A 16,819-nucleotide genomic window follows, 5' to 3' on the forward strand; every position below is an offset into this window, starting at 1 on the left:
GTGTCCCGTCGGCCACCGTGCCGCCCGCCACCGCCTTCGGCGGCCCCGGTGCCGTACCCCCGAAGCGGGCCGACGCCGCGGAGGCCGCCGTCGGCTTCGGCGCCGTCGCGCCGGGCCGCCCCGGACCTGACGCGGGCCGGACCGGCGAGGCCGAGCCCGAGGCCTGGACGACCGAGGCCGAGGCCTGGGCGACCGAGCCCGAGGCCTGGACGCCTCTGACTCCGCCCGCGGCCTTCGCCATGCCGCCGCACCCCGCGCCGCCCGGCACCCCGGGTGCCCCCGGCCTGCCTCCGCACCCCGCGCCCCCGCACTCCACGGGCACGCCCGCCGCGCCCGTGACCCCGGACCCGGCGCTCTCCTGGACCGCGATGATGCCGCCCGCGGACCGTCCCGTCGTGACGTTCGGGGAGCCGGAGGGATACGACGAGCGGACGCGGCCGGTGCCCTTCGCGGCGCGCCTGCGCTCCCGCACCACCGTCGCGGCCGTCTGCGTGGTGCTCGGATTCGGGCTCATCGGCGGTGCCGCGACGGGCAGTTGGCTGATCGGCGGGTCCGGGGACGACGGCGCCCAGGACTCCTTCGCGGCAGCCGCCGAACTGTGGCACAGCATCCCCGTGGACCAGCTCTTCCCGCCCACCGTGCAGGGCACCGGAGCCGGTCCGGGCGGCGCCGACCGGACCTGGACGCGGATCGCCGTCGCCCCGGACACCGGCTGCCAGAACGCGTTCGACCCCTTGCTGCACAAGGTCCTCGCCCCGGCCGGCTGCCGACGCCTGCTGCGCGCCACCTACACGGACGCGACCCGCAGCTACGTCACCACCGTCGGCCTGCTCTTCACCAAGGCGGACGCCGCGACCATGAGCGCCCTGGACGCCCGGTTCCGCAAGGAGGGGCTCGACCGCCGCGCCGACCTCATGCCCCGCCCGTACGCGGCGAAGGACACCGTCGCCGCCGCCTTCGGCGACAAGCAGCGTGCCTCGTGGACCGTCTCCGTGCTGACGGACACCCCCGTGGTCGTCTTCGCCGTCTCCGGCTGGGCCGACGGCCGCAGCGTCGACACCCCGCAGCCCGCGGCCGACGCCACGCAGTCCAGCGCCACCACGGACCCCGCGCAGGCCGGTCTCGGCAACGAGGCCCAGGGCCTGGCCGACCGCATCGAACGCGCGTTCCGCAAGACCGCCGACGCGGCCACGGAGGAACCGTCATGAACAGCCGTACGTCCCGTACGACCTGCCGCGCCGGACTCGTCGGCTCGCTCCTGGCCGCCTCCCTCGCCCTCGCGCCGGCCGTCCCCGCGCACGCCGACGGCATCCGCGCCCAGCAGTGGGCGCTCGACGCCATGCACACCCAGCAGGCCTGGCGGACCACCAAGGGGAAGGGCATCACCGTCGCCGTCCTCGACACCGGTGTCGAGGACGACCACCCCGACCTCGACGGCAACGTCCTGGCGGGTACCGACCTGGTCGGCTTCGGCGCGAAGCCCGGTGACGACTCCTGGGCCCGGCACGGCACCGCGATGGCCGGGATCATCGCCGGTCACGGACACGGTGCCGGGGACGGCGCCGGCGTCATGGGCATCGCCCCCGAGGCCAAGATCCTCCCCGTCCGCGTGATCCTGGAGGACGACGACCGCTCCCGGTCCAAGGCCCGCACCACCCGCGGCAACGCCCTGGCCGAGGGCATCCGCTGGGCCGCCGACCACGGCGCCGACGTCATCAACCTCTCGCTGGGCGACGACTCCTCCTCCGCGCACCCGGAGCCCGGCGAGGACGAGGCCATCCAGTACGCCCTGAAGAAGGGCGCCGTCGTCGTCGCCTCGGCGGGCAACGGCGGCGAGAAGGGCGACCACATCTCCTACCCGGCCGCCTACCCGGGCGTGATCGCCGCGACCGCCGTCGACCGCTACGGCACCCGCGCCTCCTTCTCCACCCGCCGCTGGTACGCCACGGTCAGCGCGCCCGGCGTCGACGTCGTCATCGCGGCCCCGGACCACCGCTACTACGAGGGCTGGGGCACCAGCGCGGCCTCCGCCTTCGTCTCCGGCGCGGTGGCCCTCGTCAAGGCGGCCCACCCGGGTCTGAGCCCGGCCCAGATCAAGAAGCTCCTGGAGGACACCGCCCGCAACGCGCCCAGCGGCGGACGCGACGACTCCCGCGGCTTCGGCTTCATCGATCCGGCCGCCGCCCTCAAGGCCGCGGGCCGCCTCGATCCGGAGGGCCTGAAGGCAGCCGCGTACGGTCAGAAGTACTTCGGCTCCGGGCCCGATGCCGCCGAGGCGGACGGCGACATGTCGAGCTGGGCGGGTCCGCTGGCGGGCAGCGTCGGCGGCGTGCTGCTGGTCGTCGCGGTCGTCATGTGGCGAAGCCGCCGCACCCACCGTCGCCAGGACGAGTTCTAGGCCCGGACCCGACCGCCGCCCGGACGGCCGGACCGCCGCCCGGATCGGACCGTCGGCCGCCCGGTGACGGCCGTCCGGTGACCGGACGGCCGGCTCAGCCGGATACGGACGACGACGCCGCCGTGGAGGCGGACGCCGAGGACGACCCGACGTCGCTTCCGGTGAACCCCGAGACCGCCGCCCGTGCCGCCGCCTCGACCAGCGAGATGCCCTTGGCCTGTGTCGCGTTGCCGTCGGACAGCACGGCCACCAGGTAGTCGTGGCCGTCGACCGTCACCCGCCCGATGCTGTTGATGTCCCACAGCCCGGTGGTGCTGCGCGCCAGCCAGCCGTTCTTCAGCGCCCACGCGGTACCGTCGGCGGCGGCCGAGACGCCCCAGTGCTGGTCGGTGGCGATCTGCCGCATCAGCCCCTGGACATACGCCTGTGAGGCCGCGCTCAGCTTCGCGTCGTCCCCGAAGACCTGCTGGAGCAGCTTCAGCTGGTCCGCGGCCGTCGTACGGGTCAGCCCCCACAGCATGCCGTCGCCGCCAGAGGTGTCCGTCAGCCCGAACCGCTTGTTCGCGGCGTCGAGGCCCTCCGCCTCGCCGATGATCTCCCACAGCGCCGACGCGGAGGCGTTGTCGCTGTTCTCGATCATCGCGGTGGCGTACGTCTTCTCCGCCGCGGTGAGATGCCGGCCGGCGTCCTGCGCCTGGAGCAGCAGCGTCGCCAGGATGTCGACCTTGACGATGCTCGCCGTGTCGAAGGCGGCGTCCCCGTACGCGGCGCTCTCGCCGGACTCCAGGTCCAGGACCGCCGCCGACATCCGCGCGCGCTTCGGCACGGTCACCGACGCCAGCGCGTCGGCCAGCAGTCGTCCGCGGTCCACCGAGGGCTCCGTCACGGGTTCCACCGACGCCTCTCCGTCGGCCGACGGCGAGGAGGTGGCCGACGGCGACGGCGACGACGATACGGCGTCCGTCGCCGAGTGCGCCTGGGCCTTGACGTACACCGTGCCCAGGGCCGTGCCGCCGACGATCACGACCGAGGCGAGGGCGATGTGGAGCAGGGGGCGGCGGCGCGAGGGGCGGGCGCGGCGGCCTCGGCGGGCTCTGGAGGACTCCATGCCCGAGATGCTGGCCGCGGCGACTGTGCGCGCCGTTAGACCGAAGTTAGAGCTTCGTCAGGGAAATCTGAGAAACCTGTGAGTTCGGTGTCCGCCCGGTTTCAGGGGCCGCACAAGCGCGGCAGCATCCCACCTATAGGGTCGGTGACCGTGGCGAACAAGAACATTCCCGACCCCGGCTTCTCCGACGACGACGGCTCCGCCGATCCCCGGCTCAGCGCCGCGCTGGCCGCCTGGGACGCGGACCGCACCGCAGTGGGCCCCGTCCTGGAGGCGCTCAGGGACGCCCGGCTGCTCGTCCCCGTCGTCGCCGTGCTCGGCGAGGTCGAGGAGGACGAGAACGGGCTGCGCCGCGAGAAGACCAGCGACATGGCCGTGCCGACACTGAAGGCGGGAGCGCGCACCGCCCTGCCGGCCTTCACGTCCACCGACTCGCTGGCCCGCTGGGACCCCCAGGCGCGTCCCGTGGCCGTACCCCTGCACCAGGCACTGAAGGCCGCGGCGCACGAGAAGGCCGACACCGTCGTGCTGGATCTGGCGGGGCCGGTGCCCTACGAGCTGACGGGGGCGGCGCTGCGGGCGCTCGCCGAGGGCCGTACGACGGCCGAGCCGCTCGCCGATCCGGCCGTCGTCGAGGCGGTGCGCGCCGCGGTGGCCGCCGAGCCCGCCGTGCTGCGGGCCTACCTCGGCCCCGGGCAGGCCGACGGCACCCTGGCTCTGGTCCTGGACCCGGACGCCGTCCCGGCCGAGGCCGCCCGCGCGCTCGCCGGGCGGCTGGCCGCCGACGAGACACTGAGGGCCCGCCTGGTGCGCGGCCTCGACCTGGCAGTGCTGCCGGCCGGGACGACGCCACCGGGCGAGCCCCTGTACGTACGCGACTGAGGCCACCGGGCCCCGGCCGCGTACCGGGCCGGACGGGCCGGCCGTGGATTCGCTTCTGGCGTTCGGGTCTACGGGACTAGCCGTAGACCGGTCCCGTGTACTTCTCGCCGGGGCCCTGGCCGGGCTCGTCCGGGACGATCGACGCCTCGCGGAAGGCGAGCTGGAGCGACTTCAGCCCGTCGCGCAGCGGCGCCGCGTGGAACGAGCTGATCTCGGTGGTGCTCGCGTCCAGCAGACCGGCGAGGGCGTGCACCAGCTTGCGGGCCTCGTCCAGGTCCTTGTACTCGTCGCCCTCGTCGGTCAGGCCGAGCTTCACGGCGGCGGCGCTCATCAGGTTGACGGCCACCGTCACGATCACCTCGACCGCGGGGACCTCGGCGATGTCGCGGGTCATGGCGTCGAAGTCGTTCGTGCCGGGGGTCTCGGGGGTGTCCGAGGGGGAGGTCTCACTCATGCCCCACACGATAGGTCCCGGACGGGAACGGGCCCCACTTGGCCTCAATTAGCCGTTCCGGACCGATGCTGCTAACCTTGTGTAACGACCGGTCGGATACGTATGCCCACGGCAGACGGATCCGACCTGCAAGTGGAGGCTTCGAACTCCCACCTGACCGCCCTCCGGGGCGGCGGGTCACCGGTCAGGCGGCGCCGTTTCTTCGTGACGGCGGTCCGCCCGATAGTGCGCCCCGCGTTCACCGCGGCGGTGCTCCGGTAGTTCGAGGAGCCCCGCCTGTGATCGTCCGGGGCATTTTTTGTGTCTCGGTGCGGTTAGGTCTAACGAACAAAGACGTTACGCGGCTGTCCGCCAGACCGCCGTGTGGTGCTACCGAGGAGGATCCATCAGCACCGAGCCCCGCATCAACGACCGGATTCGCGTTCCCGAAGTGCGACTTGTCGGTCCCAGCGGCGAGCAGGTCGGGATTGTTCCGCTTGCCAAGGCGCTGGAGCTTGCGCAGGAGTACGACCTCGACCTGGTTGAGGTGGCGGCGAGCGCGCGTCCGCCGGTCTGCAAGCTCATGGACTACGGGAAGTTCAAGTACGAGTCGGCCATGAAGGCCCGTGAGGCGCGCAAGAACCAGGCGCACACGGTCATCAAGGAAATGAAGCTCCGGCCGAAGATCGACCCGCACGACTATGACACCAAAAAGGGTCACGTCGTCCGGTTCCTCAAGCAGGGCGACAAGGTCAAGATCACGATCATGTTCCGTGGTCGCGAGCAGTCCCGCCCGGAGCTGGGCTACCGACTGCTCCAGCGTCTCGCGGAGGACGTCCAGGACCTCGGTTTCGTCGAGTCGAACCCGAAGCAGGACGGCCGAAACATGATCATGGTTCTCGGTCCGCACAAGAAGAAGACCGAGGCGATGGCCGAGGCCCGGCAGGCGCAGGAAGCCCGCAAGGCGGAAGCGAAGGCCAACCCCGGCCGCTCGCAGAACCCCGCGGACGCCGACGCCGACTCCGAGGCCGATGCCAAGGTCGACACCGAGGCCGCGGCCGAGGTCGAGGCGCCCGCCGAGGAGCACGCCGAGGCGTGACCCCCGGGACGCGAGTCCCAGGATGTAACCGATACAAGACGACGCTCCACCGTGCCCGGTTTGACGACCGGGCACAGGAGCGCCACCGACGAGGAGATAACGGCGCTATGCCGAAGAACAAGTCGCACAGCGGTGCCAGCAAGCGCTTCAAGATCACCGGCTCCGGCAAGGTGCTCCGTGAGCGCGCCGGCAAGCGCCACCTGCTCGAGCACAAGTCGTCCCGCGTGACGCGCCGCCTCACCGGCACCGCCGAGATGGCTCCCGGCGACACCGCGAAGATCAAGAAGCTTCTCGGCAAGTGACGTACGGGCGCCGCTGAGCGCCGTACGTCTGGACCGGGACCCCATCGATTCCGGGCCGTGTGAAGACAACCACGGCCCCGCTACAAGGAGTTAAACAAGTGGCACGCGTCAAGCGGGCAGTCAACGCCCACAAGAAGCGCCGGGCGATCCTCGAGGCGGCCTCCGGCTACCGCGGTCAGCGTTCGCGCCTGTACCGCAAGGCCAAGGAGCAGGTCACCCACTCGCTGGTCTACAACTACAACGACCGCAAGAAGCGCAAGGGCGACTTCCGTCAGCTGTGGATCCAGCGCATCAACGCTGCGGCCCGCCAGAACGGCATGACGTACAACCGCCTCATCCAGGGTCTGAAGGCCGCGAACGTCGAGGTCGACCGCAAGATCCTGGCCGAGCTGGCCGTCAACGACGCCGGTGCGTTCGCCGCGCTCGTCGAGGTGGCCCAGAAGGCCCTGCCGGCGGACGTGAACGCGCCGAAGGCTGCGTGACGCCGCTCCGGCCCGAGCCGGACGTGACGTGATCGGACCCGCAGGCTGAACCAGCCTGCGGGTCCGACTCTGTCTGCACGCCGGCCCGGCCCCCGGCGGAGCGAACAAGAACCCCTGGACTTCCGAAGGTGAACCCCATGCCTCCCGTCGCCCCCGAGCTGATCTCCCCCCGTTCCCCCCGCGTCTCGGCCGCGCGGCGGCTCGCCCGGCGGAACTTCCGGGGCAAGGAGCGGCTGTTCCTCGCGGAGGGGCCGCAGGCCGTGCGCGAGGCCGCCGGCCACCGCGACGACGCGGGGTCCACGCTCGTCGAGCTGTTCGCCACGGTCGAGGCCGCCGAGCGCTACGCCGACATCGTCGGGCAGGCCCGCGCCGTCGGCGCCCGGGTCCACCTCGCCGACGAGCAGGTCATCGAGGACATCTCGACCACCGTCACCCCGCAGGGACTCGTCGGGGTCTGCCGGTTCCTCGACACCCCCTTCGAGGAGATCCTCGCCGCCCGCCCCCGGCTCGTCGCCGTCCTCGCCAACGTCCGCGACCCCGGCAACGCCGGCACCGTGCTGCGCTGCGCCGACGCCGCCGGAGCCGAGGCGGTCGTGCTGACCGACGCCTCCGTCGACCTGTACAACCCCAAGGCCGTGCGCGCCTCCGTCGGCTCTCTCTTCCACCTCCCGGTCGCCGTCGGCGTACCCGTCGAGCGGGCCGTGGCCGGACTCAAGGAAGCGGGCGTGCGCATTCTCGCCGCCGACGGAGCAGGCAGCGACGACCTCGACGACGAACTCGACCAGGGCACCATGGGCGGCCCCACCGCCTGGGTGTTCGGCAACGAGGCCTGGGGGCTCCCGGAGGAGACCCGCGCGCTGGCCGACGCCGTCGTGCGCGTCCCGATCCACGGAAGGGCCGAGAGCCTGAACCTCGCCACCGCGGCCGCCGTATGTCTCTATGCGTCGGCCCGTGCACAGCGCGCCTCCGGAGGGTGCCGCTCCGTCACCGAGAGCTAGTAGGGTGACCAGCCCGGGGGTCGTCCCCCCGAGCTCTCGGCTGCGCGCCGGCACGGGGGACCCCCCATGCCGTCAGAGAGGTGGGGTACCGGGATGAGTGTCGGCACGAGCGGCGCACCGGAAGCGAGCGCGGCGGGTCATGTGCCCGCCCCCCGCTGCGGTGATCCCGCCGGGTCCGGCATCGACCCCGACGAGCTCCCCGACGGCCTGGTGATCGCCGACGAGCACGGCCACATCGTGTGCTTCAACGCCGCCGCCGCCCGTATCACCACCACCCCCGCCGCCGACGCCCTGGGACAGCGACTGGAGAAGGCGCTGCCGCTGGAGGACCTGGAGGGCCGGCGCTGGTGGCAGCTGACCGACCCCTACGGCGGACTGTCCATCCGGGTCCGCCAGCCCGAGCGCAACCTGCTGCTGCCCGGCGGCCGGGAGGTGCTGGTGTCCGCACGCTACGTCCGCACCCGCCCCACCGGCCCCCTCCACCGTCTCGTCGTCACCCTCCGTGACACCGAGGCGCGCCGCCGCACCGAACGCAGTCACGCCGAACTGATCGCGACCGTCGCCCACGAACTGCGCTCGCCGCTGACCTCCGTCAAGGGATTCACCGCCACCCTGCTGGCCAAGTGGGAACGGTTCACCGACGACCAGAAGCGGCTGATGCTGGAGACCGTGGACGCCGACGCCGACCGCGTCACCCGGCTCATCGCCGAACTGCTGGACATCTCGCGCATCGACTCCGGCCGTCTGGAGCTGCGCCGCCAGCCCGTCGACATGGGCGCGGCCGTGGGCCGGCACATCCAGGCGTACGTCGCCGCGGGCCAGCCCGCCGACCGCTTCCTGCTGCGGATCGAGCAGCCGCTGCCCGCGCTGTGGGCCGACCCCGACAAGGTCGACCAGGTGCTGAGCAACCTGCTGGAAAATGCGGTGCGCCACGGCGAGGGAACCGTCACGATTGACGTCACGCCCTCGGCGTCCCCCCGCGAAGGGGAGGACACCGGCACGTCCGTCACAGTGAGTGACGAGGGCCCCGGCATCCCGGAGGAGTCCATGAACCGCGTCTTCACCCGCTTCTGGCGGGGCAGCAAGCGCGGCGGCACGGGCCTGGGGCTGTACATCGTCAAGGGCATCGTCGAGGCCCACGGCGGCCTCATCACGGTGGGCCGCGCGCCCGGCGGCGGCGCGGAGTTCCGATTTACGTTGCCCGTGAGCATGCCGGCCTACCTGGTCTGAGCAGCCCGCGGGCGCATCCGTTCGTCCTCACCCCGTTAGACTCGGCCTTTGGCACCTTTGTGTCCCGGGGCGGCTCCTCGAGCGAGTCGGTGACGGGGACCTTCAGCCAGCCAACCGGAAGCACGGGAAGAGATGTCGGCACCGAATAAGTCGTACGACCCTGTAGAGGTCGAGGCGTTGAAACCGGAAGAGATCGAGCGGATGCGGGACGAGGCGCTCGCCGCCTTCGCCGCCGCGGACTCGCTCGACGCGCTGCAGGAGGCCAAGGTCGCCCACACCGGCGGCACCTCGCCCCTGGCCCTGGCCAACCGCGAGATCGGCGCCCTGCCCCCGCACGCCAAGGCGGCCGCGGGCAAGCTGGTCGGCCAGGCCCGGGGCGCAGTGAACAAGGCCCTCGCCACCCGCCAGACCGAGCTCGAGGCCGAGCGCGACGCCCGGGTGCTGGTCGAGGAGGCGGTGGACGTCACGCTGCCCCACGACCGGGTACCGGCCGGCGCCCGCCACCCGCTGACCACGCTCTCGGAGCGCATCGAGGACGTCTTCGTGGCCATGGGCTACGAGGTCGCCGAGGGCCCGCAGGCCGAGGCCGAGTGGTTCAACTTCGACGCCCTCAACATCGGCCCGGACCACCCGGCCCGCGGCGAGGCCGACACGTTCTTCGTGCAGACCGCGTCCAAGAGCGGCTCCGCCGCGGGCGACGGCGGCACCGAGTCCGGTGTCGTGCTGCGCACCCACACCTCGCCCGTGCAGATCCGTTCCCTGCTGGGGCGCGAGCTGCCGGTGTACGTGATCTGCCCCGGCCGGGTGTACCGCACCGACGAGCTGGACGCGACCCACACCCCGGTCTTCCACCAGGTCGAGCTGCTCGCCGTGGACGAGGGCCTGACCATGGCCGACCTCAAGGGCACCCTGGACCACATGGTCCAGTCGCTGTTCGGCGAGGGCATGAAGACCCGGCTGCGGCCGAACTTCTTCCCGTTCACCGAGCCGTCCGCCGAGATGGACATGGTGTGCTACGTCTGCCGCGGCGAGTCCGTCGGCAACCCCGACCGGCCCTGCCGCACCTGCTCCTCCGAGGGCTGGATCGAGCTCGGCGGCTGCGGCATGGTCAACCCCAAGGTGCTGACCGCGTGCGGCGTCGACCCGGAGAAGTACAGCGGCTTCGCCTTCGGGTTCGGCATCGAACGGATGCTGATGTTCCGCCACAACGTCGAAGACATGCGAGACATGGTCGAGGGTGACGTCCGGTTCACCCGGCCGTTCGGGATGGAGATCTGATGCGGGTCCCGCTTTCTTGGCTGCGGGAGTACGTCGACCTGCCGGCCACCGAAACCGGCCGTGACGTCCAGGAGAAGCTGGTCTCGGCCGGCCTGGAGGTCGAGACCGTCGAGCAGCTCGGCGCCGACCTCAAGGGCCCGCTGGTGGTGGGCCAGGTGCTGACCATCGAGGAGCTGGAGGGCTTCAAGAAGCCGATCCGCTTCTGCACGGTCGACGTCGGCACCGCCAACGGCACCGGCGAGCCCCAGGAGATCGTCTGCGGCGCCCGCAACTTCGCCGTCGGGGACAAGGTCGTCGTGGTGCTGCCCGGCGCCGTCCTGCCCGGCAACTTCGCGATCGCCGCCCGCAAGACGTACGGCAAGACCTCCCACGGCATGATCTGCTCCGGCGACGAGCTGGGCATGGGCGACGACGGCAGCCACGGCATCATCGTGCTGCCGCCGGAGACCGAGGTCGGCAAGGACGCCATCGAGCTGCTGGAGCTGGTCGACGAGGTCCTCGACATCGCCGTCACCGCCAACCGCGGCGACTGCCTGTCGATCCGCGGCGTCGCCCGCGAGACGGCCATCGCCTACGGTCTGCCGCTGCGCGACCCCGCGCTGCTCGACGTCCCGGGCCCCAACGCGTTCGGCTACCCGGTCCAGGTCTCCGACCCGGCCGGCTGCGACCGCTTCACGGCCCGCACCGTCACCGGCCTCGACCCGGAGGCCCGCTCCCCGATCTGGCTGCGGCGCCGGCTCCAGAAGGTCGGCATGCGCCCGATCTCGCTCGCCGTCGACGTCACCAACTACGTGATGATGGAGCTCGGCCAGCCCCTGCACGCCTACGACCGCAACCTGGTCCAGGGCACCATCGGCGTGCGCCGGGCCGAGGAGGGCGAGAAGATCGTCACCCTCGACGGTGTCACGCGCACCCTGCACGCCGAGGACCTGGTGATCACCGACGAGCGCGGCCCCATCGGCCTCGCCGGTGTCATGGGCGGCGCCAACACCGAGATCGCCGACCACGCCGACGTCGAGAACGCCAGCACCGAGGTCGTCATCGAGGCCGCGCACTTCGACCAGGTGTCGATCGCCCGCACCGCCCGCCGGCACAAGCTGTCCTCGGAGGCCTCCCGGCGCTTCGAGCGCGGTGTCGACCCGCAGGCCGCCGCGGCCGCCGCCCAGCGCACGGTGGACCTGCTGGTGCTGCTCGCCGGCGGTACGGCCGAGGCGGGCGTCACCGAGGTCGTCGCGGCGTCCGCGCCGCACACCATCGCCCTGCCGGCCGGCCACCCGGACAAGGTCGCGGGCGTGGACTACGGCCGCGAGACCGTCGTAAGGCGGCTCCAGGAGATCGGCTGCGACGTCTACGGCCAGGACGAGCTCCTCGTCACCGTGCCGTCGTGGCGCCCCGACCTCACCGAGCCGAACGACCTCGCCGAAGAGGTCATCCGGCTGGAGGGCTACGAGAACCTGCCCTCCACGCTGCCCAAGCTCCCCTCGGGCCGCGGCCTGACCCACCGGCAGCGGCTGCACCGCCGCGTCGGCCGGGCGCTGGCCGGAGCGGGCTACGTCGAGGCGCCGAACTACCCGTTCATCAGCGAGCAGGTCTTCGACCAGCTCGGCCTCGACGTCGCCGACCCGGCCCGCCGGGTCGTCAAGCTGACCAACCCGCTCAACGACGAGGAGCCCGCGCTGCGCACGTCGCTGCTGCCGGGCCTGCTCGGCGCTCTGCGCCGCAACGACGGCCGCGGCTCGCACGACCTGGCGCTCTTCGAGACCGGGCTGGTCTTCCACCCGCGCGAGGAGCAGCGGGTCGCCGTCTCCCTGCCGGTGGACCGCCGTCCCACCGAGGAGGAGATCGCCACGCTCGACGCGGCGCTGCCCGAGCAGCCGCGCCACGCCGCCGTCGTCCTCGCGGGCGCCCGCGAGCAGGCCGGCTGGTGGGGCAAGGGCCGCCCGGCCGACTGGGCCGACGCGGTCGAGGCCGCCCGGACCGTCGCCCGTGAGGCCGGCGCCGAGCTGATCGTGCGCGGTGGCAAGTACGGGCCGTGGCACCCGGGCCGCTGCGCCGAGCTGGCCGTCGTCACCGCCGACGGCACGGAGCGGATCGTCGGCCACGCCGGCGAGCTGCACCCGCGCGTCGTCAAGGCCTTCGGCCTGCCGGCCCGCACCAGTGCGGCCGAGCTGAACCTGGACGCGCTGGAGGAGGTCGGCGACGACACCCCGCAGGCGCCGACCATCTCCACGTTCCCGGTCGCCACCCAGGACGTCGCCCTGGTCGTCGACAAGTCGGTCCCGCACGCGGACGTCGAGGCCGCGCTGCGCGACGGCGCGGGCGAACTGCTGGAAGCCATCCGGCTGTTCGACGTCTACGAGAACGACGAGCAGCTCGGCGCGGGCCACAAGTCCCTCGCGTACGCGCTGCGCTTCCGCGCCGCCGACCGGACGCTGACGGTCGACGAGGCGTCGGCTGCGCGGGACGCTGCGGTGGCGCTGGCCGCTGAGCGTACCGGGGCTGCGCTGCGGAGTTAGTTCCCGGCGGGGGACTGGGCGTCGTCTGCCGACTGCGGGTTGTCGGTGGTCGTTCGCGCAGTTCCCCGCGCCCCTTTCCGACTGCGGGTCGGTTGTCGGCCGCGGGCTGTCCGTGGCTGGTCGCGCAGTTCCTCGCGCCCCTTTGGGGCGCTTTTTTGCTATCTCACTCGATCGGGTGAGATCTGTCGGGGTTCCGGGTCGGGCGGGGGTGCGGTCGACAGAATCTAACCGGCCATTCGGGGCCGGTTCGGTCTGCGCTGTCAGGGCCTGGATGGGGGGCCATCGACATGTTCCGCATCAGGCTGCCGCTGCGTAGGACCCTCTCACTGGGGATGCCCACGATGTGGGGCGCCGTGGCGATCACATACAAGCTGGCCTGTCCGCTCGCCCAGCAGGACGGGCTGGGCGCACGCGTCGTCAGCAGCGCGGTCTTCTGCGCGGTCGGCGCGGGGCTGGTCCTCCACGTGCGCGGAACCCTGTTGCGCGAGCTCAGACAGGCCCGCCGGGTCGCGGGCGCCGCGCAGAGCGTGCTGCTGCGGCCACTGCCCCCGCGGCTCGACGGCCTCGGTGTCGCCGCCGCCCAGCTCTCCGCGGACCGCGGCGCCTCGGTCGGCGGCGACCTCTACGAGGCGCTCGCCACCGAGCACGGGGTCCGGGTGGTGATGGGCGACGTCCGCGGGCACGGGATCGGGGCGCTCGGCACCGTCGCCGCCGTACTCGGCAGCTTCCGCGAAGCCGTGCACGACGAGGCCGAACTCGGCGGTGTGCTGCGCCGCCTGGACCGCGCGCTCGCCCGGCACCTGCGCGCGCAGGCCCGCACCGAGCACCCCTCGGCCGCAGCGCCGCCGGACACCCCGGTCGCCGAGGAGTTCGTCACCGTGCTGCTGCTGGAGATCGGCCGCGACGGCGGGGTACGGGCTCTGAACTGCGGCCACCCGTGGCCGTATCTGGTCGGCGACGGCCGGGTCGAACCCCTGGCCCACACCGATCCCCTGCCGCCGCTCGGACCGTTCCCCCTGCCGGACGACCTTCCCGCGCAGTGCCTGGGAGAGTTGCTGCCGGGCGAGTCGCTCGTGCTCCACACGGACGGGGCGCAGGACGCACGCGACGGCCGCGGCCGGTTCTTCCGCCTGCCCGACGCGATCGCCGAGGCGGTCCGCGACCACCGGGCCACCCCGCAGACGGTCCTGCGCACCGTCCTCGCCGCGCTGCGTCGGCATGTCGGCCACCGCCCGACCGACGACGTGGCCCTGCTCGTCCTGCGCAACGAACGGCTGCGCGGCCCCACTTGCGCGCAGCGGCGGAGCGGTGACGCGTACGGCTCGGCGGCGCGGGCGGGGCCCGCGCCCACCGACCCTCAGCCGACGAACCACCTGTAGGCCCGAGGCGCCGTGTTCCGCCGCCGTCCGCCCCGCCACGGAGTGTCGGGCAGGCAGCCGGGCGGACGGCGGGGAAGCGGGCCGCCGTACTTTTCGAGGGGGAGCCGGCGGCCCGGCCGGCCTCTTGCGAGGCATCTCAGTCAACCGGGCCGGAACTCTCCGCAACAGCGCACGTACAGCGCGGCTTCGCGCACTCCGTTCACACCCCGTGTGAAGCGGTACCCACTACTCTGTCGGCACGGATCCACCGGGGGACACCCATGCAGCCCAACACTCTGCTCGACGCGATCCTGGACGAGGCGGGGATCTCCCATGCCGGGCTGGCCGCGCACGTCAACCAGGCGGGGCGGGGCCGTGGACTGGCGCTGAGGTACGAACACACCGCCGTGGCCCGGTGGTTGAAGGGGCAGCGGCCGCGCGGCCAGGTACCCGACCTGATCTGCGAGGTGCTGGCGGGCCGGCTGCACCGGCCGGTCACCCTCGACGACATCGGCCTCGGCGTCCCGGGCGAGCCGTCGGCCCCGCACGGCACCCTCTCCGGCTTCGTGGAGCGTGCCACCGCGCTCTGGCGCTCCGACGAACAGCAGCGCCCGCACGTCCTGGGCGCCCCCGCCGTCACCGGTACGCCAGCCGTGATGCCGGTGTGGGAGTGGGAGAACCCGCCCGAGGACGTCGACGTCTCGCGCGGCGGCCGGCACCGGGTCACCTCGGCCGACATCGAGATGCTGCGCGCCGCCCGCACCCACTACGAGCAGATGTACCGCAAGGCAGGCGGCGTCGCGACCCGCAGCCGGATCGTGGGCTTCCTCAACGCCGAGGCGGCCCCGCTGCTGCGCGGCAGCTACACCGACGCCACCGGCCGCCAACTCCACCGGGCCACCGGCGGGTTGGTGGCGGTCGCCGGGATCTGCGCGTACGACTCCGACGCGCACGGCCTGGCCCAGCGCTACTTCCACCAGGCCCTGCGGCTGGCAAAGGCCAGCGGGGACCGGGGACTTGGCGCCTACGTCATCGCGCTGCTGGTCAACCAGTCGCTGTTCATGCGGGAGTACCGCCAGGCCGTCGCCTTCGCCGAGGCCGCGCTGCGCACCGCCGGACGGCACATCACCCCCGCGCTCGCCTCGGATCTGTACGCGATGCAGGCCAAGGCGTACGCCCACCTGGGCGACGGCACGAGCGCCCTGTCCTGCATCCGGCGGGCCGAGGCGGCCGCCGAGCGCATCCGGCGCGGACACGAGCCCGACGAGACCGGCTATGTCCAGCCCGGCCTCGTCAACGTCCAGGTGGCGGAGGCGCTGCTCTGCCTCGGTGAACTGGCCGCCGCCCGGGAGCACGCGGCGGCCGCCGTGGACAATCCCGCGCACGACCGGGGCCGGGTGCACCGGCTCGCGATGCTCAGCACGATCGAACTGCGCCGGGGCAACGCCGACGAGGCGGTGGCCACCGCGGTGCGGATGGCCGAACAGGCCCGGGGGATGGAGTCCCAGCGCGTGCGCGACAGACTGCGCGAGGTGCGCGAACACCTGGTGCGCAGCGGTGTGACCGGTACCGCCGAGGCCGCCGAGCTCATCGACGGGGCACTGCGCGTACCGCTGTAGACCCCCGCGTTTCCGCAGGTAAGACAGGTAAGACCCGGCCGAGGCCCGTGCCCCGCGTCCATGGGGGCGCAGGGAGGCGCTCGTTGTGCGCCTGCTCTCAGAGTGCTCCTGCTGCGATATTGCCACTTACTCAGCGGAAGGTGGCAGAACCGTGCAGTGGACGAAACAGAACGAACAAACTGTGTATGAAAACCGCTGGTTCAGGGTCAATCTCGCCGATGTCGCGCTCCCGGACGGCCGGCATCTCGACCACTTCCTCATACGGCTGCGGCCCGTCGCCGTGGCCACGGTGGTGAACGAGGCCAACGAGGTCCTTCTCCTGTGGCGCCACCGTTTCATCACCGACAGTTGGGGGTGGGAACTCGCGGCGGGCGTCGTCGAGGACGGCGAGGGCCTCGCCGAGGCGGCCGCCAGGGAACTGGAGGAGGAGACCGGCTGGCGGCCGGGGCCTCTGCACCACCTCATGAGCGTGGAGCCGTCCAACGGGCTCACCGACGCCCGGCACCACATCTACTGGGCCGACGAGGGGGAGTTCATCGGGCATCCCGTGGACGACTTCGAGTCGGACCGCCGGGAATGGGTCCCGCTCAAGCTCGTCCCCGACCTGGTCGCCCGCGGTGAGGTCCCGGCCGCCAACATGGCGGCCGCGTTACTGCTGCTGCACCATCTCAGGCTCGGGCAGGACGCCGTGCCCTGAATCCCCCAGGGCGTCCCGGCCGACGGCTAGTGGCCGAGGGCCTGCCAGACCGCCACGGCCAGTGCGCCGACCGCGGTGACGGCCGCGATCGAGGGCAGGGGCCAGCGCGCGTGTTCCAGTGAGCCGAGCCGGGTGCTCAGTTCGTCGAGTTCCTTGGCGGTCTCTTCGGTGCGGTGGGTGAGCAGGGCCAGCCCGCCCTCGACGCGGGCGTACGCCACATCGAGGCGGCGTCGTAACTCTGCGAGTTCTCCATGGACGACGGGATGCTCGGGATCGGCGGTCATGTGTCCGCTCCTTTCCGTGGTCGAATCACATCCCTTGCATGTGCATGAAGAGTCAACTCGCCTGGTCGGCGCGTGGGGAGAGTGTGCGGGCGGCATATGCGGGCCCGCCGCTCACACGGTGTGTGAATGCCGCGG

At 72.5% G+C, this 16,819-nt stretch carries 16 protein-coding genes; 13 read left to right on the forward strand and 3 right to left on the reverse strand.

Going from position 1 to position 16,819, the window contains the following annotated elements:
• The coding region (locus ACWC24_RS29550) for a hypothetical protein (protein WP_450665942.1) at positions 1-1,208 on the forward strand (1,208 nt) is incomplete at its 5' end.
• Positions 1,205-2,398: a type VII secretion-associated serine protease mycosin gene (gene mycP / locus ACWC24_RS29555; protein ID WP_450665943.1), complete on the forward strand. Its 1,194-nt coding sequence runs from the start codon at positions 1,205-1,207 to the stop codon at positions 2,396-2,398. The genes ACWC24_RS29550 and mycP, both read left to right, overlap by 4 nt.
• Before the next feature lie 94 nt (positions 2,399-2,492).
• Here mycP and ACWC24_RS29560 read toward each other — a convergent pair whose 3' ends face one another.
• A complete protein-coding gene (locus ACWC24_RS29560) occupies positions 2,493-3,506 on the reverse strand; it encodes a serine hydrolase (RefSeq protein ID WP_450665944.1) in 1,014 nt (337 codons plus the stop codon).
• 150 nt (positions 3,507-3,656) lie between these two features.
• Between ACWC24_RS29560 and ACWC24_RS29565 the strand changes: the two genes are divergently transcribed.
• Complete coding sequence (locus ACWC24_RS29565; RefSeq protein WP_450665945.1) at positions 3,657-4,388, forward strand: SseB family protein; 732 nt, start codon at positions 3,657-3,659, stop codon at positions 4,386-4,388.
• A gap of 76 nt (positions 4,389-4,464) precedes the next feature.
• On the opposite strand, the gene ACWC24_RS29570 is transcribed toward ACWC24_RS29565, so the two are convergent.
• Positions 4,465-4,842: a DUF1844 domain-containing protein gene (locus ACWC24_RS29570; RefSeq protein ID WP_450665946.1), complete on the reverse strand. Its 378-nt coding sequence runs from the start codon at positions 4,840-4,842 to the stop codon at positions 4,465-4,467.
• A gap of 361 nt (positions 4,843-5,203) precedes the next feature.
• Here ACWC24_RS29570 and infC point away from each other — a divergent pair, with 361 nt between their 5' ends.
• The 10 genes from infC to ACWC24_RS29620 all read left to right on the forward strand — a co-directional run bounded on the left by infC (position 5,204) and on the right by ACWC24_RS29620 (position 16,400).
• Positions 5,204-5,920 carry a translation initiation factor IF-3 gene (infC, locus tag ACWC24_RS29575; RefSeq protein ID WP_450665947.1) on the forward strand — a complete coding sequence of 239 codons (717 nt, stop codon included), beginning with the start codon at positions 5,204-5,206 and terminating at the stop codon, positions 5,918-5,920.
• Between the two features lie 107 nt (positions 5,921-6,027).
• Positions 6,028-6,222: a 50S ribosomal protein L35 gene (gene rpmI, locus ACWC24_RS29580; protein ID WP_055528302.1), complete on the forward strand. Its 195-nt coding sequence runs from the start codon at positions 6,028-6,030 to the stop codon at positions 6,220-6,222.
• A 98-nt stretch (positions 6,223-6,320) separates the two neighbouring features.
• The gene (gene rplT / locus ACWC24_RS29585) at positions 6,321-6,704 is read left to right on the forward strand and encodes a 50S ribosomal protein L20 (protein WP_162469411.1); all 384 of its coding nucleotides are present in this window, start codon (positions 6,321-6,323) and stop codon (positions 6,702-6,704) included.
• A gap of 137 nt (positions 6,705-6,841) precedes the next feature.
• The gene (locus tag ACWC24_RS29590) at positions 6,842-7,702 is read left to right on the forward strand and encodes a TrmH family RNA methyltransferase (protein WP_450665948.1); all 861 of its coding nucleotides are present in this window, start codon (positions 6,842-6,844) and stop codon (positions 7,700-7,702) included.
• A 93-nt stretch (positions 7,703-7,795) separates the two neighbouring features.
• A complete protein-coding gene (locus ACWC24_RS29595; RefSeq protein ID WP_450665949.1) occupies positions 7,796-8,932 on the forward strand; it encodes an ATP-binding protein in 1,137 nt (378 codons plus the stop codon).
• A gap of 132 nt (positions 8,933-9,064) precedes the next feature.
• Positions 9,065-10,210 (forward strand): phenylalanine--tRNA ligase subunit alpha, encoded by a 1,146-nt coding sequence (gene pheS, locus ACWC24_RS29600; protein WP_450665950.1) that lies wholly within the window; start codon positions 9,065-9,067, stop codon positions 10,208-10,210.
• A complete protein-coding gene (gene pheT, locus ACWC24_RS29605; protein ID WP_450665951.1) occupies positions 10,210-12,726 on the forward strand; it encodes a phenylalanine--tRNA ligase subunit beta in 2,517 nt (838 codons plus the stop codon). The genes pheS and pheT overlap by 1 nt, the downstream gene beginning before the upstream one ends.
• A 287-nt stretch (positions 12,727-13,013) precedes the next feature.
• On the forward strand, positions 13,014-14,105 hold the full coding sequence (locus ACWC24_RS29610; protein WP_450665952.1) for a PP2C family protein-serine/threonine phosphatase: 1,092 nt from the start codon (positions 13,014-13,016) through the stop codon (positions 14,103-14,105).
• Between the two features lie 260 nt (positions 14,106-14,365).
• Positions 14,366-15,703, forward strand: coding sequence for a transcriptional regulator (locus tag ACWC24_RS29615; protein ID WP_450665953.1), 1,338 nt, complete (start codon positions 14,366-14,368; stop codon positions 15,701-15,703).
• A gap of 151 nt (positions 15,704-15,854) precedes the next feature.
• Positions 15,855-16,400, forward strand: coding sequence for an NUDIX domain-containing protein (locus tag ACWC24_RS29620; protein WP_450665954.1), 546 nt, complete (start codon positions 15,855-15,857; stop codon positions 16,398-16,400).
• A 26-nt stretch (positions 16,401-16,426) separates the two neighbouring features.
• On the opposite strand, the gene ACWC24_RS29625 is transcribed toward ACWC24_RS29620, so the two are convergent.
• On the reverse strand, positions 16,427-16,684 hold the full coding sequence (locus tag ACWC24_RS29625; RefSeq protein ID WP_450665955.1) for a hypothetical protein: 258 nt from the start codon (positions 16,682-16,684) through the stop codon (positions 16,427-16,429).
• Positions 16,685-16,819: the final 135 nt, after the last annotated feature.

The sequence above is a fragment of the Streptomyces sp. NPDC001443 genome (assembly GCF_053597355.1).